The sequence below is a fragment of the Pseudomonas sp. NY8896 genome (assembly GCF_039634505.1).
Window position 1 is genome coordinate 1,116,143 of sequence record NZ_CP132350.1, and the last position, 21,210, is coordinate 1,137,352.

General features: G+C 63.6%; 20 protein-coding genes. 13 read left to right on the forward strand and 7 right to left on the reverse strand.

The genetic code is table 11. From position 1 onward, the window contains the following. The first annotated feature begins 97 nt into the window (after positions 1-97). The 6 genes from Q9451_RS04940 to Q9451_RS04965 all read left to right on the forward strand — a co-directional run bounded on the left by Q9451_RS04940 (position 98) and on the right by Q9451_RS04965 (position 7,295). A complete protein-coding gene (locus Q9451_RS04940; protein WP_012274480.1) occupies positions 98-706 on the forward strand; it encodes a YqiA/YcfP family alpha/beta fold hydrolase in 609 nt (202 codons plus the stop codon). A gap of 34 nt (positions 707-740) precedes the next feature. Then, on the forward strand, positions 741-2,645 hold the full coding sequence (parE, locus tag Q9451_RS04945) for a DNA topoisomerase IV subunit B (RefSeq protein ID WP_012274479.1): 1,905 nt from the start codon (positions 741-743) through the stop codon (positions 2,643-2,645). After that, positions 2,642-3,628: an esterase-like activity of phytase family protein gene (locus Q9451_RS04950; protein ID WP_012274478.1), complete on the forward strand. Its 987-nt coding sequence runs from the start codon at positions 2,642-2,644 to the stop codon at positions 3,626-3,628. The genes parE and Q9451_RS04950 overlap by 4 nt, the downstream gene beginning before the upstream one ends. Next, positions 3,625-4,143 carry a TIGR02281 family clan AA aspartic protease gene (locus Q9451_RS04955; RefSeq protein ID WP_012274477.1) on the forward strand — a complete coding sequence of 173 codons (519 nt, stop codon included), beginning with the start codon at positions 3,625-3,627 and terminating at the stop codon, positions 4,141-4,143. The genes Q9451_RS04950 and Q9451_RS04955 overlap by 4 nt, the downstream gene beginning before the upstream one ends. A gap of 10 nt (positions 4,144-4,153) precedes the next feature. After that, a complete protein-coding gene (gene parC, locus Q9451_RS04960) occupies positions 4,154-6,412 on the forward strand; it encodes a DNA topoisomerase IV subunit A (RefSeq protein WP_123109070.1) in 2,259 nt (752 codons plus the stop codon). A gap of 172 nt (positions 6,413-6,584) precedes the next feature. Further along, on the forward strand, positions 6,585-7,295 hold the full coding sequence (locus Q9451_RS04965) for a PqiC family protein (RefSeq protein WP_041166608.1): 711 nt from the start codon (positions 6,585-6,587) through the stop codon (positions 7,293-7,295). Positions 7,296-7,373: 78 nt separating this feature from the next. Here Q9451_RS04965 and Q9451_RS04970 read toward each other — a convergent pair whose 3' ends face one another. Further along, positions 7,374-8,834, reverse strand: coding sequence for an AhpA/YtjB family protein (locus Q9451_RS04970; RefSeq protein WP_041166607.1), 1,461 nt, complete (start codon positions 8,832-8,834; stop codon positions 7,374-7,376). A gap of 134 nt (positions 8,835-8,968) precedes the next feature. Here Q9451_RS04970 and serB point away from each other — a divergent pair, with 134 nt between their 5' ends. Continuing rightward, a complete protein-coding gene (gene serB, locus Q9451_RS04975) occupies positions 8,969-10,183 on the forward strand; it encodes a phosphoserine phosphatase SerB (RefSeq protein ID WP_012274473.1) in 1,215 nt (404 codons plus the stop codon). A 108-nt stretch (positions 10,184-10,291) separates the two neighbouring features. Here serB and asd read toward each other — a convergent pair whose 3' ends face one another. From asd to Q9451_RS04990, 3 genes are read right to left on the reverse strand one after another with little or no spacing between them, the layout of a single operon-like run. Next, on the reverse strand, positions 10,292-11,155 hold the full coding sequence (gene asd, locus Q9451_RS04980; RefSeq protein WP_012274472.1) for an archaetidylserine decarboxylase: 864 nt from the start codon (positions 11,153-11,155) through the stop codon (positions 10,292-10,294). Positions 11,156-11,164: 9 nt separating this feature from the next. After that, positions 11,165-11,974 carry a rhodanese-like domain-containing protein gene (locus tag Q9451_RS04985; RefSeq protein ID WP_012274471.1) on the reverse strand — a complete coding sequence of 270 codons (810 nt, stop codon included), beginning with the start codon at positions 11,972-11,974 and terminating at the stop codon, positions 11,165-11,167. Positions 11,975-12,018: 44 nt separating this feature from the next. Continuing rightward, positions 12,019-13,554 (reverse strand): HDOD domain-containing protein, encoded by a 1,536-nt coding sequence (locus tag Q9451_RS04990; protein ID WP_012274470.1) that lies wholly within the window; start codon positions 13,552-13,554, stop codon positions 12,019-12,021. Between the two features lie 130 nt (positions 13,555-13,684). Here Q9451_RS04990 and motA point away from each other — a divergent pair, with 130 nt between their 5' ends. Beyond that, a complete protein-coding gene (motA, locus tag Q9451_RS04995; RefSeq protein WP_012274469.1) occupies positions 13,685-14,536 on the forward strand; it encodes a flagellar motor stator protein MotA in 852 nt (283 codons plus the stop codon). Between the two features lie 3 nt (positions 14,537-14,539). Further along, positions 14,540-15,592, forward strand: a complete 1,053-nt coding sequence (gene motB / locus Q9451_RS05000; protein WP_012274468.1) for a flagellar motor protein MotB — start codon at positions 14,540-14,542, stop codon at positions 15,590-15,592. A gap of 89 nt (positions 15,593-15,681) precedes the next feature. Here the strand turns inward: motB and Q9451_RS05005 are convergent, their stop codons facing one another. Together Q9451_RS05005 and rsgA are read right to left on the reverse strand one after the other, a co-directional pair. Further along, on the reverse strand, positions 15,682-16,161 hold the full coding sequence (locus Q9451_RS05005) for a hypothetical protein (protein ID WP_012274467.1): 480 nt from the start codon (positions 16,159-16,161) through the stop codon (positions 15,682-15,684). Between the two features lie 134 nt (positions 16,162-16,295). Next, positions 16,296-17,327 (reverse strand): small ribosomal subunit biogenesis GTPase RsgA, encoded by a 1,032-nt coding sequence (rsgA, locus tag Q9451_RS05010; protein ID WP_012274466.1) that lies wholly within the window; start codon positions 17,325-17,327, stop codon positions 16,296-16,298. 152 nt (positions 17,328-17,479) lie between these two features. Between rsgA and orn the strand changes: the two genes are divergently transcribed. Together orn and Q9451_RS05020 are read left to right on the forward strand one after the other, a co-directional pair. Next, entirely contained in the window at positions 17,480-18,022 is a 543-nt protein-coding gene (gene orn / locus Q9451_RS05015; protein WP_012274465.1) for an oligoribonuclease, read from the forward strand. A 91-nt stretch (positions 18,023-18,113) separates the two neighbouring features. Beyond that, complete coding sequence (locus Q9451_RS05020) at positions 18,114-18,725, forward strand: trimeric intracellular cation channel family protein (protein WP_012274464.1); 612 nt, start codon at positions 18,114-18,116, stop codon at positions 18,723-18,725. Between the two features lie 25 nt (positions 18,726-18,750). Here the strand turns inward: Q9451_RS05020 and queG are convergent, their stop codons facing one another. Further along, positions 18,751-19,815: a tRNA epoxyqueuosine(34) reductase QueG gene (queG, locus tag Q9451_RS05025; RefSeq protein ID WP_012274463.1), complete on the reverse strand. Its 1,065-nt coding sequence runs from the start codon at positions 19,813-19,815 to the stop codon at positions 18,751-18,753. Between the two features lie 65 nt (positions 19,816-19,880). Between queG and Q9451_RS05030 the strand changes: the two genes are divergently transcribed. Both Q9451_RS05030 and tsaE read left to right on the forward strand, forming a co-directional pair. Then, the gene (locus tag Q9451_RS05030; protein ID WP_041166606.1) at positions 19,881-20,741 is read left to right on the forward strand and encodes an NAD(P)H-hydrate dehydratase; all 861 of its coding nucleotides are present in this window, start codon (positions 19,881-19,883) and stop codon (positions 20,739-20,741) included. Continuing rightward, the gene (tsaE, locus tag Q9451_RS05035; protein WP_012274461.1) at positions 20,729-21,202 is read left to right on the forward strand and encodes a tRNA (adenosine(37)-N6)-threonylcarbamoyltransferase complex ATPase subunit type 1 TsaE; all 474 of its coding nucleotides are present in this window, start codon (positions 20,729-20,731) and stop codon (positions 21,200-21,202) included. The genes Q9451_RS05030 and tsaE overlap by 13 nt, the downstream gene beginning before the upstream one ends. Positions 21,203-21,210 lie beyond the last annotated feature (8 nt).

Consider the following 21,210-nt stretch of genomic DNA (forward strand, 5'->3'; position numbering starts at 1 on the left):
AAACCCGTGACACTGCGTCAAAACCCGGCGAACGCGCTACACTGCGCGTCCCTGCGCCCGCACCATCAGGCGCGAAGCCACAGATTCCGGGGGCAGCATGTCGGGTTCCATCCTCTATATCCATGGCTTCAACAGCTCGCCGCTTTCGACCAAGGCGCGCCAGCTCGAAGCCGTGATGCAGCAACTGGGCTTGTCGGCCCAGCTACGTGTGCCCGCCTTGCACCACCACCCACGCCAGGCCATCGCCCAGCTCGAAGCGGCCATCGCCGAACTTGGTGCGCCACTGTTGGTGGGCAGTTCGCTCGGCGGCTACTATGCCACCCATCTGGCCGAGCGCCATGGCCTCAAGGCGTTGCTGGTCAACCCGGCGGTAACCCCGCACAAGCATTTCGACGGTTACCTGGGCACCCAGCGCAATCACTACAGCGGTGAAACCTGGGAGCTGACCCACGACCACGTGCAGGCACTGGCCGAGCTGGAAGTGCCGGCCCCGGTAGATGCCAGCCGCTATCAAGTGTGGCTGCAGACCGCCGATGAAACCCTGGACTATCGCCACGCCGAGCGCTATTACCGTGCTTGTGCCCTGCGCATTCAGGCCGGTGGCGACCACAGCTTCCAAGGCTTCGCCGAGCGCCTGCCGGCACTGTTGGCGTTCGCCGGCATTGCCCGTGGGCAGTATGCTGCGCTCGATTTTTCTGTATTTTGACTTTTTGCACTCACCAGACTGACGACGAGACCCTATGGCCAATCCCAGCGCTAGCGCCTATAACGCAGACGCCATCGAAGTCCTCTCGGGCCTTGACCCGGTCCGCAAGCGGCCGGGCATGTACACCGATACCAGCCGCCCCAACCACCTGGCCCAGGAAGTCATCGACAACAGTGTCGACGAAGCCCTGGCCGGCCACGCGCGTTCGGTGCAGGTCATCCTGCATGCCGACCACTCGCTGGAAGTCAGCGACGACGGCCGTGGCATGCCGGTGGACATCCACCCGGAAGAGGGCGTGTCCGGGGTCGAGCTGATCCTCACCAAGCTGCACGCTGGCGGCAAGTTCTCCAACAAGAACTACCAGTTTTCTGGCGGCCTGCATGGTGTGGGCATTTCGGTGGTCAACGCCCTGTCGACCCAGGTGCGCGTGCGTGTCAAACGTGACGGCAACGAATACCAGATGACGTTCGCCGACGGCTTCAAGGCCAGCGAGCTGGAAGTGGTCGGCTCGGTCGGCAAGCGCAACACCGGCACCAGCGTGTACTTCAGCCCCGACCCCAAGTACTTCGACTCGGCCAAGTTTTCCATCAGCCGCCTCAAGCACGTGCTCAAGGCCAAGGCAGTACTGTGCCCGGGCCTGCTGGTCACCTTCGAGGACAAGGCCAGCGGCGAGAAAGTCGAGTGGCATTATGAAGATGGCCTGCGTTCTTACCTGGTCGATTCGGTCAGCGAATTCCTGCGTCTGCCCGACGAGCCGTTCTGCGGCAGCCTGGCTGGCAACAAGGAAGCCGTGGACTGGGCGTTGCTGTGGTTGCCAGAAGGTGGCGACAGCATCCAGGAAAGCTACGTCAACCTGATCCCCACCGCTCAGGGCGGCACCCATGTCAACGGCTTGCGTCAGGGCCTGCTGGATGCCATGCGTGAGTTCTGCGAGTTCCGCAATTTGCTGCCGCGTGGCGTGAAGCTTGCGCCAGAGGACATCTGGGAGCGCATTTCTTTCGTGCTCTCGATGAAAATGCAGGAGCCGCAGTTCTCTGGGCAGACCAAAGAGCGCCTGTCATCGCGCGAGGCGGCCGCGTTCGTTTCCGGCGTGGTCAAGGACGCCTTCAGCCTTTGGCTCAACGCCCACCCCGAGCTGGGCATGCAACTGGCAGAGCTGGCCATCAGCAACGCCGGGCGCCGCCTTAAGGCCAGTAAAAAGGTCGAACGCAAGCGCATCACCCAGGGCCCGGCACTGCCTGGCAAGCTGGCCGATTGCGCCGGCCAGGACCCGATGCGTGCCGAACTGTTCCTGGTCGAGGGTGACTCGGCAGGTGGCTCGGCCAAGCAGGCGCGGGACAAGGAGTTCCAGGCCATCCTGCCGCTGCGCGGCAAGATCCTCAACACCTGGGAAGTGGACGGTGGCGAAGTCCTGGCCAGCCAGGAAGTGCATAACATTGCCGTGGCCATCGGCGTAGATCCGGGTGCCACCGACCTTGCGCAGCTGCGCTACGGCAAGATCTGCATCCTCGCCGACGCCGACTCCGACGGGCTGCACATCGCCACGCTGCTGTGCGCGCTGTTCGTCCAGCACTTCCGTGCGCTGGTCGAGGCCGGGCATGTGTACGTGGCCATGCCGCCGCTGTACCGCATCGACCTTGGCAAGGAAATCTACTACGCCCTCGACGAAGCCGAGCGTGACGGCATTCTCGACCGCCTGGTGGCCGAGAAGAAGCGCGGCAAGCCGCAGGTCACCCGCTTCAAGGGCCTGGGCGAGATGAACCCGCCACAGCTGCGCGAAACCACCATGGACCCGAACACCCGGCGCCTGGTGCAGTTGACCCTGGATGACGTGGAGGCCACCTGCGAGCTGATGGACAAGCTGTTGGCCAAGAAGCGCGCCGGTGACCGCAAGAGTTGGCTGGAAACCAAAGGCAACCTGGCCGAGGTCATGGTTTGATTCGGCAAGTACTTGCCGTTTGCCTTGCGCTGGTTGCCCTGCCTTGCCTGGCGGGCAACTGGCCAGAGCTGAAGCTCAGTGGCGAGCACCCGATCGATGGCATGCGCGGTGGCAACCTGTCTGGCCTGGCGCAATGTCGGGGCGGGCTGTGGGGTGTTTCCGATCGCGACGACGACCGCATTTACCGCTTCGACCAGCAGAACACCACCTGGCGCGCACAACCGCTTACCTTCACCCCGCCAACGCCGCCGGAAAGCGGCCTGCCGTGGGGGCTGAAGTCGCGCAACTGGGCAGCGTCGTACATTCGCGGTGGCGAGCTGGATTTCGAAGGCATCACCTGTGACCAGGCGGGTAACCTGTACCTGGTCAGTGAAGCCCATGCCGCGGTGCTGCAATTGCCGCTGCAAGGCGAGCCGGACTGGTTGAAGATCGACCCGGCCATGGTGCGTCAGGCCCGGGCCAGTGGCATGTTGCTGAACTTCAATGCCCTGTTCGAAGGCTTGGCGATCAACCCGGCGGGGGACCGTCTGTGGCTGGCCGCCGAGCGTGAACGCCGCGGCCTGGTGGCTATCGAGCGCCAGCAATCGGTATGGACCTGCGGGCGTAGTTGCGTGCTGCTGAGCGAGGCCGGGGTCGAGATGCAGCCGGCGCAAATGCCCGATGCCCGGGCCTTGTCGCGCGATTTCGCCGACCTGGCCTGGTACGAGGGCAAGCTGTTTACCCTCGAACGTAACGCCTACCGGGTGTGCCGGCGGGATGCCGACAGTGGCAAGGTCGAGCGTTGCTGGTCGTTCGCTGCCGATGCGCTGGTGGAATCACGCCGCTATTCGCAGCCGTTTGGCCTTGCCGAAGCACTGGTGATCGATGCCAAGGGCGCCTGGATCGGCCTGGACAACAACAACGGCGCCCGCGCCGATGGCGAAACCCGCCCGATCGTCTGGCGTTTTGATGCGCCGCAAGGCGGCTGGAGCGCCAAGCCATGAGCCAGGCGCCGGGCAAGCGCGCGGGCAGGGTGCTGATGGTCGTCGCTTGGGCGGCGGCGCTGTTCCTTGCCACGCGCTTTTTCGGCCAATGGGAAGACAGTCAGCGCAACCCCAATAGCCAGGTGCAGTCCGAGCATGGCGAAGGTTTTATCGAAGTGCGCCTGTTGGGCAACGGCCAAGGGCACTTCGTGCTCGACGGTGCGATCAACGGCCAGGTGGTGCACTTCATGCTCGACACCGGTGCCACCGACGTGGCGATCCCTGAAGCGCTGGCCCGCGAGTTGAACCTCGAACGCGGCAGCCCGGTGCTGCTCAGCACTGCCAACGGCCGTACCGAGGGTTACCGCACGCGTCTGGCCAGCCTGCAATTGGGCGATATCCGCCTGCAGGACGTACGCGCCATCGTGGTACCGGGCCTGGACGGGCCCACCGTATTGCTGGGCATGAGTGCCCTGCAGCAACTTGAATTTACCCAGCGCGGCGGCACCATGCTGTTGCGCCAGAACCTGAAATGACGAGGCCCGCATGAGCGACTCACTGGAACTCAGCCTGGACGGTGTCGAACGCCGCTCGCTGGCTGACTTCACCGAACAGGCCTACCTCAACTACTCCATGTACGTGATCATGGACCGCGCCTTGCCGCACATCGGCGACGGCCTGAAGCCGGTGCAGCGACGCATCGTCTACGCCATGAGCGAGTTGGGGCTCGATGCCGATTCCAAGCACAAGAAGTCGGCGCGTACCGTCGGTGACGTGCTCGGCAAGTTCCATCCCCACGGCGACTTGGCCTGCTACGAGGCCATGGTGCTGATGGCGCAGCCGTTCAGCTACCGCTATACCCTGGTCGATGGCCAGGGCAACTGGGGTGCGCCGGACGATCCGAAGTCATTCGCCGCCATGCGTTACACCGAAGCGCGGTTGTCGCGCTACGCCGAAGTGCTGCTTAGCGAAGTCGGCCAGGGCACCGTGGACTGGGTGCCGAACTTCGACGGCACCTTGCAGGAGCCGGCCGTGTTACCGGCGCGCCTGCCCAATATCCTGCTCAATGGCACCACCGGTATCGCCGTGGGCATGGCCACCGACGTGCCGCCGCACAACCTGCGTGAAGTAGCCAGCGCGTGCGTGCGCCTGCTCGACGAGCCCAAGGCCACCATCGAGCAGCTGTGCGAGCATATCCAGGGGCCGGATTACCCGACCGAGGCCGAAATCGTCACGCCACGGGCCGAAATCCTCAAAATGTACGAAAGTGGCCGTGGCTCGATCCGCATGCGCGCCGTGTACCGCGTCGAGGATGGCGACGTCGTTGTCACCGCGCTGCCGCACCAGGTCTCCGGGGCCAAGGTGCTGGAGCAGATCGCCGCACAGATGCAGGCCAAGAAGCTGCCGATGGTCGCCGACCTGCGCGACGAGTCGGACCACGAAAACCCGTGCCGTATCGTCATCATCCCTCGGTCCAATCGCGTGGATGCCGACGAGCTGATGCAGCACCTGTTTGCCACCACCGACCTGGAGAGCACCTACCGGGTCAACGTGAATATCATCGGCCTCGACGGCCGGCCGCAGTTGAAAAACCTGCGAACCATCCTGGTGGAGTGGCTGGAGTTCCGTACCAATACCGTTCGTCGCCGCTTGCAGCACCGTCTGGATAAGGTCGAGAAGCGCTTGCACCTGTTGGACGGTTTGCTCACCGCGTTCCTCAACCTGGATGAAGTGATCCACATCATCCGTACCGAGGAGCACCCCAAGCAGGCGTTGATCGCCCGCTTCGAACTCACCGAAATCCAGGCCGACTACATCCTCGAGACCCGCCTGCGGCAGTTGGCGCGCCTGGAAGAAATGAAGATCCGCGGCGAACAGGACGAGTTGCTGAAGGAGCAAGCCAAGCTGCAGGCCCTGCTGGGCAGCGAGGCCAAACTGCGCAAGTTGGTGCGCAGCGAGCTGATCAAGGATGCCGAAACCTATGGCGACGATCGCCGTTCGCCAATTGTCGAGCGCGCCGAAGCCAAGGCCCTGTCGGAAAACGAGCTGATGCCGACCGAGCCGGTCACCGTGGTGCTCTCCGAGAAGGGCTGGGTGCGCTGCGCCAAGGGCCATGACATCGACGCCACCGGCCTTTCCTACAAGGCTGGCGACGGCTTCAAGGCCGCTGCGGCCGGGCGCTCCAACCAGTTTGCCGTGCTGATCGATTCCACCGGGCGCAGCTACTCGCTGCCCGCCCACAGCCTGCCATCGGCGCGTGGCCAGGGCGAGCCGCTGACAGGCCGCCTGACACCGCCACCGGGGGCCACTTTCGAATGCGTACTGCTGCCTGATGACGATGCGCTGTACGTGGTGGCTTCGGATGCCGGCTACGGCTTCGTGGTCAAAGGTGAAGACCTGCAGGCCAAGAACAAGGCCGGCAAAGGTTTGCTCAGCCTGCCCAACGGCGCCAAGGTCATGACCCCACGCCCGGTGGCGGACCGCGAGCAGGACTGGCTGGCGGCGGTGACCACCGAAGGTCGCCTGTTGGTGTTCAAGGTCAGCGACCTGCCACAGCTGGGTAAAGGCAAGGGCAACAAGATCATTGGCGTGCCCGGCGACCGGGTGGCCAGCCGTGAAGAATTTGTCACCGATCTGGCCGTGATTCCTGAAGGTGCAACCCTTGTATTGCAGGCCGGCAAGCGTACCCTGTCTTTGAAAGGGGACGATCTGGAGCATTACAAGGGCGAGCGTGGGCGGCGCGGCAGCAAGCTGCCACGCGGGTTCCAGCGCGTCGATGGGTTGCAGGTGGAAGTGCCGGCGTAACGGCCAGAAATGTCTGGAACGGCAATTTCAGCGCCGTTCCGGGCAGAAATGCTGGAGTCGGACGGTTATTTCGCGGATGATATGGCCCTTGCGGTGCCGACGTAGTCGTGTGCCCGTTTGAATCTACATGTATCACTGCGGTGTGCCTTGTGGCGGCCGCCTGGATGGGATGATGAAATTTCTGCGCCTTCCATTTGCGCTGTTGATGACTGGCCTGCTGGGCCTTGGCGGGTGCACCATGCATCAGCCGGTTGCCCTGTACCAGCTCGACAGTGGTGATCCTGGCCAGCCTTCGCAGAGTGCGGGCATGGCCGTGGTGCTCGGCCCGGTATCGGTGGCCGATTACCTGCAGCGTGAAACCTTTCTGCAGCGTCAAGCCGATGGCAGCCTGAGTGCGGCGACCGACGGCCGTTGGGCTGGCAGCCTTTCGTCGGATATCGACCAACTGCTGGTGCGCCAACTGGCCTGGCGTCTGGACAGCCAACGCGTTGTGCTGGCACCGGCGACCACGGGCTTCAGCCCGGACGTGCAGGTGTTGTTGTCGATCACTCGCCTGGACTCGGGCAAGGATCAGCCGGCCATACTGGATGCCCAGTGGCGTCTGCTCGACCGCCGTGGCCATGTGCGTGACAACCGTATCGTTCACCTCGAACAGCCGCACGAGGGCAGCGAATCGTCGCAGGTTCAGGCTCAGGGCCAACTGCTGCAGAAGCTGGCCGAACAGCTGAGCACAGCGCTGAAGCCGCTGGCCAACCAGCCGGCGATTGCCGAAGAGTCGCCTAAAAAGCCCGCTGCGCCGGTACAGGTGAAGAAGGCACCGGAGAAATCCAAGATCCCGATGGCCTCCCCGATTCGTACCGATATGGAAGTTTATCGGTTCTGATCGAACTGCCAGGTACGAAAAAGCCCGCGATCATGCGGGCTTTTTTTTGCCTCTACAGAGAGGCCGCTTCCATAGCTGTCAGGCCCTGCGCTCGTGCATCCGCGCCAGCTGCCGTTCCAGCATCGACGGGTAGGGCTCCATCAGGCGCTCTACGCAGCAGGCGCCTTCTGGGCTGGCAATCGGACGAATGCGGGCGCGCTGACGAATCAGCGCGTCATCGCTGATCTGCCGCTCCACCAACAACAGGTTGCGGCTGTGCTGCGACAGTGCCAAAGCATCCTGAACCTTCTCGGCCATCAGCAGATCAACCAGTTCCAGCCCATGCAGGTCGTTGCCCAGCACCAGGCCCAGTTGCAGCTGCAAGGTGATGCCGCTGTCGGCCACTTCGATCTGCAGAGCATGGCCCAGGGCGCGCAACAGCTCGCCGCAACAAATGGCGTTGGTCAGATAGTCTTCGCCACACTCGCGGCTGTGGAACAGCACCAGGGTGCTGCCATCGTCGAGCGTGTGGGTTTCGCCGTCGTAGAGTGAGGCCGCGTGCTCCAGGCAGTCGCGGTAGCGCTCGGTCAGCTCGGTCAGGCGTGTGCGTGGCAGGCGGCGCAGTTGCTCCTGCGAGCCCAGCTGCACGGCCAGTACGGCGCTGTACTGCGGCTCATCGGACTCGACCAGCGCGGCGGCTTTGGGCGCAGGGTCGTCGTCCAGCAGGCCGGCGAAGGCTTCGTCGTCATGCTCGTCTTCCACGGCGACAACCTTGGCGCGCGGCGCGGCCTTGGCGGGGGGGGCAGCTTCGTGCAGGTCGTCAAACGACTCGTCGTCGTCTTCCTCGAGCTCTGGTTCTGGCGGCGGCGGTGGAGCCAGGCGTGCATGCAGCTGGCGGGCGATGTCGCCAATCTCGTCCTGGCGGTCGGTGGCCGGGGTATAGGGCTGTGGGTCGCGCAGCCATACCCGCAGTTGCAGCAGCGGCAGGGTGATGTAGCGGCCTTGACGCAAGCTCAGGGCCAAGGCCAGGGCCAGCAGAATCGCGGCCAGAATGCCCATGCTCTGCAGGCTGATCAACATCGGCTGCTGGAACTGGCTCATGTCCAGGCTGATGCGCAACTGCCCGGCTGTCACGTCCTGGAAGGTGATCTTGGTCTGGTACAGGCCTTCGGCTTCGCCCAACAGGCTGTTGCGCGGGCGCTGGCCAGCTTCGGCGAGGATACGGTTGTCCACGCTGTAGATCGCCGCATGGGCCACCAGCGGGTTTTTCACCAGGTTGCCGAGCAGCACATTGAGGCTGAGGATGTCGTTCGACACCAGCAGCTCGGTTGCCGACGTGGCAGTCTGGGTGGTCAGGCTCTGCCCCAGGGCATCGGCCTGCTCATGCATGGCCTGCTTGAACTGCAGGCCCATCACGCAGGCGTAGATCACCAGCGCCAGCGCCACCAGGAAGATGTTGGTGCAGGCGATGCGCAGTGCCAGCGGCACGCGACGTTGACTCAGGGCACGATAGATCATCAGGAAGAAGTTATCTGGTTTGACTGGCGTTGGCCGGTTCACTGAGCTCGGCTCTTAATGGCATGAAAGTGGGGGGAGTATAGCGAGCCGGGTTTTGTCGGCAAAGTATCGTTGGCGCCCGATGGTCATGGAAAATCGGTAGAATGCGCATTTTTCATCGAAGTCGGAGCCAGGTTGTGCGCGAAATCGTCCTGATCAACATCACCGGTGAGGACCGTCCCGGTCTCACTGCGGCTATCACCGGCGTCCTGCTGCAGGGCGGTGTGAGTATCCTCGACATCGGCCTGGCGGTCATGCACGGCACCTTGTCGTTTGGCATCCTGGTCGATATCCCGGACAACGAAGTGGCGACTGCCCTGCTGCAAAGCGTGCAGGCCAAGGCCCACGAGCTGAACCTGCAGGCCCGCTACACCCCTATTTCCGAGGCGGATTACCAGCACTGGGCCGATGGCCATGGCGAAGCGCGCCACATCGTTACGCTGCTCAGCCGCAAGATCACCCCCGAGCAGTTGCAGCGGGTGAGTGCGGTGATCAGCCAGTACGGCCTGACCATCGAGCGCATCGAGCGCCTGTCGGCCCGTGTGGCGCTGGATGCCGAAACCGACAAGGGCAAGGCAGCCGTCGAGATTTCCGTGCGCGGCGTACCGAGCGATGCCCAGGCCCTGCGTGCCGATTTCTTTGCCTTGGCTGAAGCGCTGAGCATCGACATCGCCTTCCAGAAAGACGACCTGTTCCGCCGCAACCGCCGCCTGGCGGTGTTCGACATGGATTCCACGCTGATTGAGGCTGAAGTCATCGACGAGCTGGCCAAGGCGGCCGGTGTGGGCGAGCAGGTCGCGGCGATCACCGAGCGTGCCATGCGCGGGGAGCTGGATTTCCGCGCCAGTTTCAAGGAGCGCATGGCGCTGCTCAAGGGCCTGGATGTGGGGGTGCTGGACGAAATCGGTGCCTCGCTGCGCCTGACCGAGGGTGCCGAAAACCTGTTCGCCGAGCTCAAGCGCCTGGGTTACAAGACTGCGATCCTGTCCGGTGGCTTTACCTACTTCGCCCGCCAGGTGCAGGCGCGCCTGGGTATCGACTATGTGTTCGCCAACGAGCTGGAAGTGGTCGATGGCAAGGTGACCGGGGTGGCGGTAGAGCCGATCGTCGACGCCCAGCGCAAAGCCGAGCTGTTGCAAAAGCTGGCCAACGAAGAAGGCTTGCAGCTGGAGCAGACCATTGCCGTGGGGGATGGTGCCAACGACCTGCCGATGCTGTCGCTGGCTGGGCTGGGTGTCGCGTTCCGTGCCAAGCCGCTGGTGCGCCAATCGGCCAAGCAGGCTATTTCTACCCTGGGGTTGGATGGCGTGCTGTACCTGCTGGGCCTACGCGACCGCGACGCGCGCGGCTAGTTTGTCGTTGTATCTTCAGTGCCTGTGAGATCGAGCGCCGCGCGGGTGGCGCTCGATCTCACAGGCGCTAAATAAACCGCGCCAGCCACTTCAAAGCAAAAACCGCAGTCAAGCCTGTACAGGCTCTGCCAGCAGTTGCCCCATGCGCACTGCAGAACCAGCACCCAGGCTTTCAGCCCACCTCACCTGCTCCGGCCCGAACAGCACGATGGCGGTCGAGCCCAGCTTGAAGCGGCCCAGCTCGGCGCCCTTTTCCAGATGGATCGGCGCGCGGCTGGCTTCGTCGTAACGGAAGGTTTTCAGCTCACGCTTTGGCGGCGTGACCAGCCCGGCCCATACGGTTTCGATCGAGGCAACGATCATCGCGCCAACCAGCACCACAGCCATTGGCCCACGTTCGGTATCGAACAGGCAGACCACACGCTCGTTGCGAGCGAACAGCTCGGGAACGTTCTCTGCGGTGGTCTGGTTGACCGAGAACAGGCGGCCCGGCACATAGACCATTTCACGCAGGGTGCCGGCCAGCGGCATGTGCACGCGGTGGTAGTCCTTGGGCGACAGGTAAATGGTGGCGAACTCGCCGCCCATGAACGGCGCGGCCATGGCCGGGTCACCGCCCAGCAGCTCTTGCGCGCTGAAACCGTGGCCTTTGGCCTGGAAGATGCGGCCGTGCTCGATCGGGCCGAGCTGGCTGACAGCACCGTCGGCCGGGCACAGGATGGCGCCCGGGGTTTCGTCCAGCGGGCGGGCGCCTGGCTTCAGGGCGCGGGTGAAGAACGCGTTGAAATGCTCGTACGCGCTCAGGTCTTCGACCAGCGCTTCGCTCATGTTGACCTGATAGCGCTTGGCGAACCAGGCAGTGAAGGCATTTTTGAACCAGCGTGCGCGGCACTCGGCGACGCAGCCGGCCAGTCGCGACAGCAGGTGGTGCGGCAGCAGGTACTGGCTGATGATGAACAAACGGGATTTCATGCAGGTTCCTTAAACTTCTACAGGCGTGTCCGGGTGGTTGCCCCATTCGCTCCACGAGCCGGCGTAAGCCTTGACGCGTGGGTAGCCGAGGGCCTTGGCCACCAGATAAGTGAAGCCGGAGCGGCGGTGGGTCTGGCAATGGGTGATCACTTCCTTGTCCGGTGTGATGCCCAGCTCCAGCAGGACGTCGGCGATGTCCTGGCGAATGCGCAGGTGGTCGTTGAGGTCCATGCCGGCGGTCCACTCGAAGTTGATCGCACCGGGGATGTGGCCGCCCTTGGCTGCCAGCACTTTCTCGCCACTGAATTCCTGCGGGCCGCGCGCGTCCCAGATGACCAGGTCATCGGCGCCCAGGCGGCTTTGCAGGTACTCGCGCGTGGCCGTGGGGGCGCTGTCGATACGCAGGCGTACCGGGGTGTTGCCGCTGGCGGGCACTTCAGTGGACAGCGTATCTGCCGGCCAGGCCTGGATACCGCCATTGAGGTAGTGGTAGCCCTTGTGCCCGATCACATCGAGCAGCCAGATGAAACGCCCCGCCCAGCCGCCGCCTTCATCGTCGTACACCACATACACGGCGTCGTCGCGATGGCCGAGTTCGCTGAACAGTTTTTCCAGTTCGCCCAGGGCCGGCAGCAGGCCGGGCGCGGGTGGCTGGCCAAGCTGGGTGCGCTTGCCTTCGACAAAGCGTGCGCCGGGGATATGCCCGCTGACATAGCGGTTGGCGCTGCTCAGGTCGACCAGGATCAGCTGCGGCGAATCCAGGCGTGGCAGCAGGTCTGCAGCTTCGATCACCAGGGGCAGGCCGGAAAAGTCAGTCATCCACGGTCTCCAGTGTGGAAAGAGGGGCGATTGTAGCGCAAGGCTCAGCCCTTGCGGTTGGCAAACACCGACAGGGCGCGCTCGATGCATTGCGCGGTCTTGCCGACAGCTTGCACGCTGATATCGGCCAAGGGCCGACAGCCCTGGTCGGCCACCAGCAGCATCAGCACCTGGTCGTTCACCGCCAATGAACGCAGCAGTACATGCTCGCTGCGGAACAAGGCACGCAGCGGGGCGGGCAGCAGGGCCGAAAACTGGCTGTGGTTTTCCGGGGTTATGCGCAGTTGCCCAGCCTGGCTCATCAGCTTTTGCAGCAGCTTGTTCTGCGACACCTGCAGGGCCAAAGCCCCGGCTTCCTTGGGCAGGCCGGCAATCTGCTGTACGCGCAGGTAGTCACTGGCCTTGTCCAGGCTCAACAGCATGATGCGTTGCATGCCGCAGGCCAGCAGGGCCTCGCGGGCCTGGGTGGCCAGGTGCACGGTGTTGGTGAACGGGCTGGGTTGGGCCAGCAGGTCCTGGCACAGTGTGCGCCAGCGTGCCAGGTCGTCGCTGCTGGGCGGTGGCGGGGCCAGCATGTCCGGGTGCGGGCGGCGTTGGTGCCACGGCCAGATCAACGCTTCTGCCGGATGGAACAAGGCATGTCGGGCGTGGCGGCGGGCGCTGGCAGCGGCCTGCTGGTGCACCTGCTGCTGCACGTCTTCCAGCGAGGTCTGCAGGTACAACGCAGTCAGCAGTTGCCAGCGCAGCAAGTGTGGGTTGTCCCAGCCGACCTGTGCTGCCAGGGCCAGGTTGTTGGCCAGCAACACGGTATTGGCCGGCTGGTTGAACCAGCGCCGCAGGCCGGGCTCGGCGTCCAGGCGGTGCTGCTGGCTGAGCAGGTCTTCGTCGCGGGCGATGTTCAGCACCTGGGCCAGTTGATCGCGTTCTTCCAGCAGCAGGCGGTAACCCTGGGTGACCCATTGTGGCAGGCGCCAGTACTCGGCCATGGTCTGGCACAGCGCCATGATGCGCACGCCAAACAGTTCTTCCTCCACCCCTGCTGCGTCCTCCCCCTTGTGGATTACCCGCAACTCCCAGGTATCGAGCAACTTGGGGTAGGCCAGCGCCAGCGGCCACAGTGGCGAAAGGAACAGCAGGCTGCCCCAGTGAATTTCTTGCCAGAGCCGTGCCAGGCGGCTGGCGAACAGACCGCTGGCCTGCTGTGCGGCGTGCTGGCTGATCATCTGGAACTGGCACAGTACCGGCGGGATTTCTTCCACAGGCAACGCTGGCAGGCGTCTGAGCAGCTGTTCGCTGCGCTCCAGGCCCAGACGGTTGAGTGCGACTTCCAGGCTTTCGGCGGGCTCGGCCAGGCTGGCATTGGTGGGGTGATTGGCTTCGCGCATCACCGACAGCACCAGTGCCGGGCTGTCCTGCATCAGTTCGGCGATATCGCGCAGCGAGCGGCGGCTATCGTTTATGGCGGCCATGACCCGGTCGTAGCTGTGCTTCGGCACGGGGATGCGAACACTCTCGAGCAGCTTTACCCAGGCCTCTAACGTACGCGGGGCCTGAGCGGGCACCTTGGTTTCAATTGGCATTTTGACATCAGTCCGAACTGGCTTTTCGCATTGAGTGGCTATAGTCTGGCGCAGTTCTGCCGATAAGTAGAAGAAGAGTTTTAAAGCTCCCGTCTCTTCCCCTGACCACGACAGCAAGTGCTTTGAACCTATGGCTAAAATTATCGGCATCATCGTCGTATTCGCGAGCGTGCTCGGCGGCTACGTGCTCTCCCACGGCAAAATCGCAGCGCTGATCCAGCCGTTCGAAGTACTGATCATTGGCGGTGCGGCCTTTGGTGCGTTCCTGCAGGCCAACCCTGGCCACATGACCATGCACGTCATCAAGAAGTCGATGAAAATGTTCGGCTCGCGCTTCAGTCATGCCTTCTATCTGGAGGTGTTGGGCCTGGTGTACGAGATCCTCAACAAGAGCCGTCGCGAAGGCATGATGGCCATCGAGGCCGACATCGAGGACGCCGCCGCCAGCCCGATTTTCGCCAAGTACCCGACGGTACTGGCCGATGAACGCATGACTGCGTTCGTCTGCGACTACCTGCGCATCATGTCTACCGGCAACATGGCCCCGCACGAGCTCGAGGGCCTGTTCGACATGGAACTGCTGAGCATGAAAGAAGAGCTGGAGCACCCGTCGCACGCGGTGACCGGCATCGCCGACGGCATGCCGGGCTTCGGCATCGTCGCGGCGGTACTGGGTATCGTGGTGACCATGGCCTCGCTGGGCGAAGGTGACCAGGCGGCCATCGGCATGCACGTGGGTGCGGCGCTGGTCGGTACCTTCTTCGGTATTCTGGCGGCCTACGGCTTCTTCGGCCCGTTGGCCAAGTGCCTGGAGCACGACGCCAAGGAAGAGCTGAACCTGTACGAATCGATCAAGGCTTCGCTGGTGGCCTCTGCCTCGGGCATGCCGCCTTCGTTGGCGGTCGAGTTCGGGCGCAAGGTGCTGTACCCCAAGCACCGCCCAAGCTTCGCCGAACTGGAACAAGCGGTTCGCGGTCGCTGAGTCATGGAAAACAACCAGCCCATTATCGTCAAGCGCGTCAAGCGCTTTGGCGGCGGCCACCACGGCGGCGCCTGGAAAATCGCCTTCGCCGACTTCGCCACGGCGATGATGGCGTTCTTCCTGGTGCTGTGGCTGATGTCCACGGCCACGCCAGAACAGAAGATCGCTATTGCCGGCTACTTCAAAGACCCGATCGGCTTTTCGGAAAGCGGCACGCCCTACGTCATCGACCTGGGCGGCTCGCCTGAGCTGGCACCGGAAAAGACCATCAACCCGGAAGTGAAGGCCGAACCGACGCAAGAGTCCACCACCCAACTGAGCAAGGACCAGGTCGAGACCATGGCCGAGCAGGTGGAGCGTGAGCGCCTGGAACTGCTGCTGCAAGAACTGCAGAACAAGGTGGAAGAGAACCCGCAGTTGCAGAAGTTCAAGGACCAGATTCTGTTCGAGATCACCCAGGACGGCCTGCGTATCCAGATCATGGACGCCGAGAACCGGCCAATGTTCGACATTGGCAGTGCGCGCCTGCAGCCGTACTTCGAAGACATCCTGCTGGCCATGGCCGACACCATCAAGGCGGTGCCGAACAAGATCAGCATCAGCGGCCACACCGATGCCAAGCCGTATGCCGGCACCGGCGAGTTCGGTAACTGGGAGCTGTCGGCCAACCGCGCCAACGCCGCACGTCGTGCGCTGGTGGCCGGTGGTTACCCGGACGGCCAGGTGGCGCGGGTGGTGGGCTACGCCTCGTCGTCGCTGTTCGACCGCAAGGACCCGTTCAACCCGGTCAACCGCCGCATCGACATCATCGTGCTGACCAAGAAGGCCCAGCGCAACATCGAGGGTGAGCAGGGAGCGCCGGAGGCACCGGCCGCCCCGCCTGCCGCACCGCCAGCCAATGACGCTGCGCCAGGGGCTTCGGCACCGGCCGCGCCAGCTGCATCGGGGACGGGTGGCGAGGCCGAACAGGCACCGATGCAGCCGCGCGAACTGCGCCAGAAACTGAACATCTTCGAGGATGGTACGTTGAAGATGGATGAGGCCAAGGACCAGTAAGCCCGGCATTTCGCGGGCACAACTGTCTTGCTCAACATCCAGGGGGTTCGCGATCACCGGCGTAGCCGGTGTTTGCGGCTGCATCTCCGTCAGAACCCCCGCCTGATCTTGGCCTTGAGATCAGCATGAAAGAAGGCTGCATTATCCCTGTCAGTGCAAGAGCCGCGCCCCGGCGGCAGTGTCATGGCTCGCTCGAACATGCGTTCGTCATGATAAGCCCGCACGAACAGGTCGATATGCGTACGTTCGCGCATGGCCGGCCATTTGCTCAGGCAAACCGGCAGTGCGCCTGAACCTTTGCGGAAGAAACTCACTCGCCGGCAGGTAATCGCTGCCGCCCCCAGCAGCCAGGCGGTCCACCAGGCGTCGTTGGTATCGGTCGGCAATACTCCGATCCAGTGGGTGGCATCGTTCATCTGCTGGCAGAAACTGCCATACAGGTCGTCATGGGTTTGCCCGTCGCAGTCCAACTGCACCACTTGGGTGGGGATGCCTTCGAGCAGCAGGCGCTCGTTGAGAATAAAGGCGTCGAGCCGCACTTCGTGGCGGTAGCTGATAAGAACCGGCATGGCGGTTACCCTCCCTGATAGAAGCCATGACCATCAGGGAAAGCGGACGTGTGGGCAATAGATGACGGCGAAACCAGAGCCGTCCTACACGGCTCGGTAATAAATCCTACAGATTGCTCTGGCCCGCCGCCCAGTCAGTAGCTGTCTTCTGTGAGGCTGGCGATGATCGAGCGGTAGCTGTTCATGCGCTGCGGCTTGATACGCCCCTCGTCCAGGGCCTTGAGCAACGCACAGCCCGGTTCTCGGTCATGCTTGCAGTCGCGGAAACGGCATGTACCGAACAGGTCACGGAACTCGATGAAGCCATCTTCCACGTCGTCGCGGCTGACGTGGCCAAGGCCGAACTCACGAATACCCGGCGAGTCGATCAGGTCGCCGCCGTTCGGGAAGTGGTACAGCCGCGCCGTGGTGGTGGTGTGAGTGCCTTGGCCCGACCATTCCGACAGGTCGCCGACGCGAGTGCCAGCGTCTGGCAGCAGGCTGTTGACCAGCGATGACTTGCCCACCCCCGACTGGCCGACGAACACGCTGATGTGACCGTCGAGTTGCTGTTGCAGGCGCTGCATGCCGTCACCCTGGTGTGCCGATACTTCCAGCAGCGGGTAGCCCAGTTCGCGGTAGACCTCCAGCAGTGCATGCAGGCCGGGGCCGTTCTCGTCGTTGATCAGGTCGGCTTTGTTCAGCAGCAGCAGCGGGCGCAGGCCGGCGTGCTCGGCAGCTACCAGGTAGCGGTCGATCAGGTTCGGGTGTGGCTCCGGGGCCGGGGCAAAGACAATCACGATCAGGTCGACGTTGGCCGCCACCGGTTTCAGCTGGCCGTGGTTGTTCGGCCGGCAAAGCTCGGTGCTGCGAGGCATCTGCGCCACGATCACACCAATGCCCTGGTTGCCCGCCCGCCACACGACGCGGTCGCCGGTAACCAGCGCCGGCAGGTTGGCGCGCAGGTGGCAGCGGAATACCTGGCCTGCGCCTTCGCCATCCTGGGCTTCTACTTCTACCTGCACGCCGAAGTGCGCGATCACCAGGCCCAGTTGCTCCGGCCCCAGGTCGCCTCCCTCCAGTTCCTGCAGCGCATGCTGCTCGCGTTTGGCTGCACGAGCGGCGCGCTCGCCCTGGATTTTTTCGATCCGCCAGTTCTGGCGGCGATTGAGCTGGCGTTTGGCCATGAAGGTACCGTGAGAAAGGCCCGGGGTGGGGCATTGAAAACGGCAGGCAGTTTAGCACGCCAGGCGCTGGACTATTCCGCTAACCTTTGAGCGGTGAATGGGCGTGCCTGGGCCACTAGGCTACTATGACGGGCTATACGAGGAGCCCCTGCATGCAAAACCCACAGAACCTGATCTGGATCGACCTGGAAATGACCGGCCTGGATCCAGACAGCGACGTCATCATCGAAATGGCAACCATCGTCACCGACAGCGAGCTGAACACCCTGGCCGAAGGGCCGGTGATCGCCATCCACCACAGTGACGACGTGCTGGCGCGTATGGATGAGTGGAACACCCGCACCCATGGCGCTTCGGGCCTGACCCAGCGCGTGCGCGAGAGCAAGGTCAGCATGGCTGAAGCCGAGGCGCAGACCATCGCCTTCCTTGAACAGTGGGTACCCAAAGGCAAGTCGCCGATCTGCGGCAACAGCATCTGCCAGGACCGCCGTTTCCTCTACCGTCACATGCGCAACCTGGAAAACTACTTCCACTATCGCAACCTGGATGTTTCCACTCTGAAGGAGCTGGCCGCGCGCTGGGCGCCGAATGTGCGTGACAGCTTCAAGAAGGGCAATACCCACCTGGCGCTGGACGATATTCGCGAGTCGATCGCCGAACTGCGTCACTACCGCGAGCACTTCATCAAGCTGTGATCCGAAACGGCGCAGATATTGTGTCTGCGCCCCCTTTTGGTGCCTTGGGCAACTGGTTAGACTGCGCGCCTTTCCTGCACGGACCCGCACCATGTTGTTGATGCTCTATCTCGTTGCCATCACCGCCGAAGCCATGACTGGCGCGCTGTCTGCCGGGCGTCGCGGCATGGACTGGTTCGGCGTGGTGCTGATTGCCTGCGTCACCGCCCTGGGGGGCGGCTCGGTGCGTGATGTGCTGCTCGGGCACTACCCGCTGACCTGGGTGAAGCACCCCGAGTACCTGGTGTTGACCAGCTTTGCGGCGCTGCTGACTATTTTCATTGCGCCGATGATGCGCCGCCTGCGCTCGCTGTTTCTGGTGCTCGATGCCCTGGGGCTGGTGGCGTTTACCCTGATTGGCTGCATGACGGCGCTGGAAATGGGGCAGGGCATGCTGGTGGCGTCCATCAGCGGGGTGATCACCGGGGTGTTTGGCGGCATCCTGCGGGATATCTTCTGCAACGACATCCCGCTGGTGTTCCGTCGCGAACTGTATGCCAGCGTGTCGTTCGCGGCGGCGTGGTTCTATCTGGGCTGCGTGTATTTCAAGGTGCCGGCGGAGCAGGCGATGCTGCTGACCTTGTTTGGCGGTTTCCTGCTGCGCCTGTTGGCGATTCGCTTCCACTGGGAAATGCCCAAGTTCCACTACAACGACCAGCAGTGAATTCTGGGCCGCGCCGCGGCCCCAGCTACTGAATGTCGTGTCGGGCCAGCGCCCATTCAACGTGCTCGCGTACCAGCTCAGATGCATCTTCACGCCGCGCCTTCAGTGCCTCTATCACTGGAATCGTGGACGGCGCATTGCCCAACCCCACCGCCAGGTTGCGCAAGAACCGTTCATACCCCGCCCGCCGCAACGGCCCACCTTCGGTCTTGCGCAGGAAGGTGCGTTCATCCCACAGGAACATTTCCGCCAACTCGGCATTCTCCAGCCCGTGCCGTGGCTGGAAATCCTGCTCCTGGCTGTGCTTGGCGAAGCGGTTCCAGGGGCAGACGATCTGGCAGTCGTCGCAACCGAACACCCGGTTGCCCATCTTCGCGCGCAGCTCGACAGGGATCGCGCCCCTCAGCTCGATGGTCAGGTACGAGATGCAGCGCCGTGCATCCAGCACATAGGGCCCGACAAACGCCTGGGTCGGGCAGATGTCCAGGCAGGCCTGGCACCGCCCGCAGTGCTCGCTGGTGGTGGCTTCGTCCACCGGCAACGGCAGGTCGACAAACAGTTCGGCAAGGAAGAAATAGCTACCGGCCTTGCGGTTGAGCAACAGCGTGTTCTTGCCGATCCAGCCCAGCCCGGCCTGTTCGGCCAAGGCCTTTTCCAGCACCGGGGCGCTGTCGACGAAGGCGCGGTACCCGAACGGGCCGATGGCTTCCTGAATACGATCGGCAAGGAACTGCACGCGCTTGCGCACCAGTTTGTGGTAGTCCCGGCCCAGCGCATAGCGCGAAATGTAGGCCTTTTCTGGTTGTGCCAGGCGCTGCGCCATTTGTGTGTCGCCAGGCAGGTAGTCCATGCGCAGCGAGACCACGCGTACCGTGCCGGGGATCAGCTGGTCGGGGTGTGACCTTTTGCTGCCGTGGGCGCCCAGGTATTCCATTTCGCCCTGGTAGCCGGCGTCGAGCCAGCGCTGCAGGTGGTGTTCGTGTTCGCCAAGGTCAACCCCGGCGATGCCAACATGGGCAAAACCGAGTTCCTGGCCCCAAATCTTGATCGATTGGGCCAGTTGGGCGAGGTCAGGTGTAGAGGCGGACATGGATGGGCAAGGCAATACGGGCTCAGGTGCGTATAATTCTGCCAGACATTGGAGCCTTTGACCCCATGCCGCAGACCAAACACCCCAGCAATGCCCCTCAATTGCTCAGCAGCGTGACCGTGGCGCACCTGCCGGCACGCCACGCGCTTGCCCATAAAGGTGACTTTGGCCATGTGCTGGTGGTCGGTGGCGACCTCGGCACGGGTGGCGCCGTATTGCTCAGTGCCGAAGCCGCCCTGCGTTGCGGGGCCGGGCTGGTCAGCGTGGCAACCCGGCCGGAGCATGTAGCGGCCAGCCTGGCGCGCCTGCCCGAAGTCATGTGCCTTGGCGCCAGTTCGGCCAACCAGCTGATGGGCGTGCTGGAGCGCGCCTCGGTGCTGGTGGTCGGTCCGGGCCTCGGGCAGGCGGCGTGGGGCCGCAGCCTGTTGTCGGCGGTGGCCAACGCCGAGCGGCCGCAGGTGTGGGATGCCGATGCCCTGAATTTGCTGGCGCGCACCCCGCTGGCCTTGCCCAGTGGCAGTATCCTCACCCCTCACCCGGGGGAGGCGGCGCGGCTGCTGGGCATTTCCACCGAGGCCGTGCAGGCCGACCGCCCAGGGGCTGCGCGCAAGTTGGCGCGCCGTTACAACAGCGTCTGCGTACTCAAAGGTGCCGGCACCCTGGTGGCCGCACCGGCCGGGCAACTGGCGCTATGCGAGCGCGGCCACCCGGCGATGGCTGGCGCCGGGCTGGGCGACGTGCTGACCGGCGTGCTGGCGGCACTGTTGGCCCAAGGCCTGGACGCCTGGAGCGCGGGTTGCTTGGGAACATGGCTGCACGCCTGTGCGGGCGAGCGTCTGGGGGTAAAAGGTAGAGGCCTGGCGGCCAGTGATCTGGCGCCGGTCATTCGTGAGTTGTTGGAGGAGCATTCTGCGTGTCTGGCTTAAATCTGTTTCTGGCCGATGAAGCGGCCACGGTCGACTTCGGTGCAAAAATGGCCGAGGTGACCGGTGGTCGCGGCGTGATCTTTCTTGAAGGCGACCTGGGGGCGGGCAAGACTACGCTTTCCCGGGGGCTGATCCGTGGCCTGGGCCATACTGGTGCAGTGAAAAGCCCGACCTTTACCGTGGTCGAACCCTACGAAATCGGCGAGGTCCGAGCCTTTCACTTCGACCTGTATCGCCTGGTCGACCCGGAGGAGCTTGAGTTCATGGGTATTCGTGATTATTTCGAGGGCGACCCGCTGTGCCTGTTCGAGTGGCCACAAAAGGGTGCGGGCGTTTTGCCAAAGCCTGACCTGACCATTACCATAAGCCCCCAAGCGGGCGGACGCTCGCTGATCCTTTCGCCGCAGGGGGCTCGCGGCGAGGCCTGGTGCGTGGCACTGGCCGAACACTATAAACAGTAAGTGGGGTA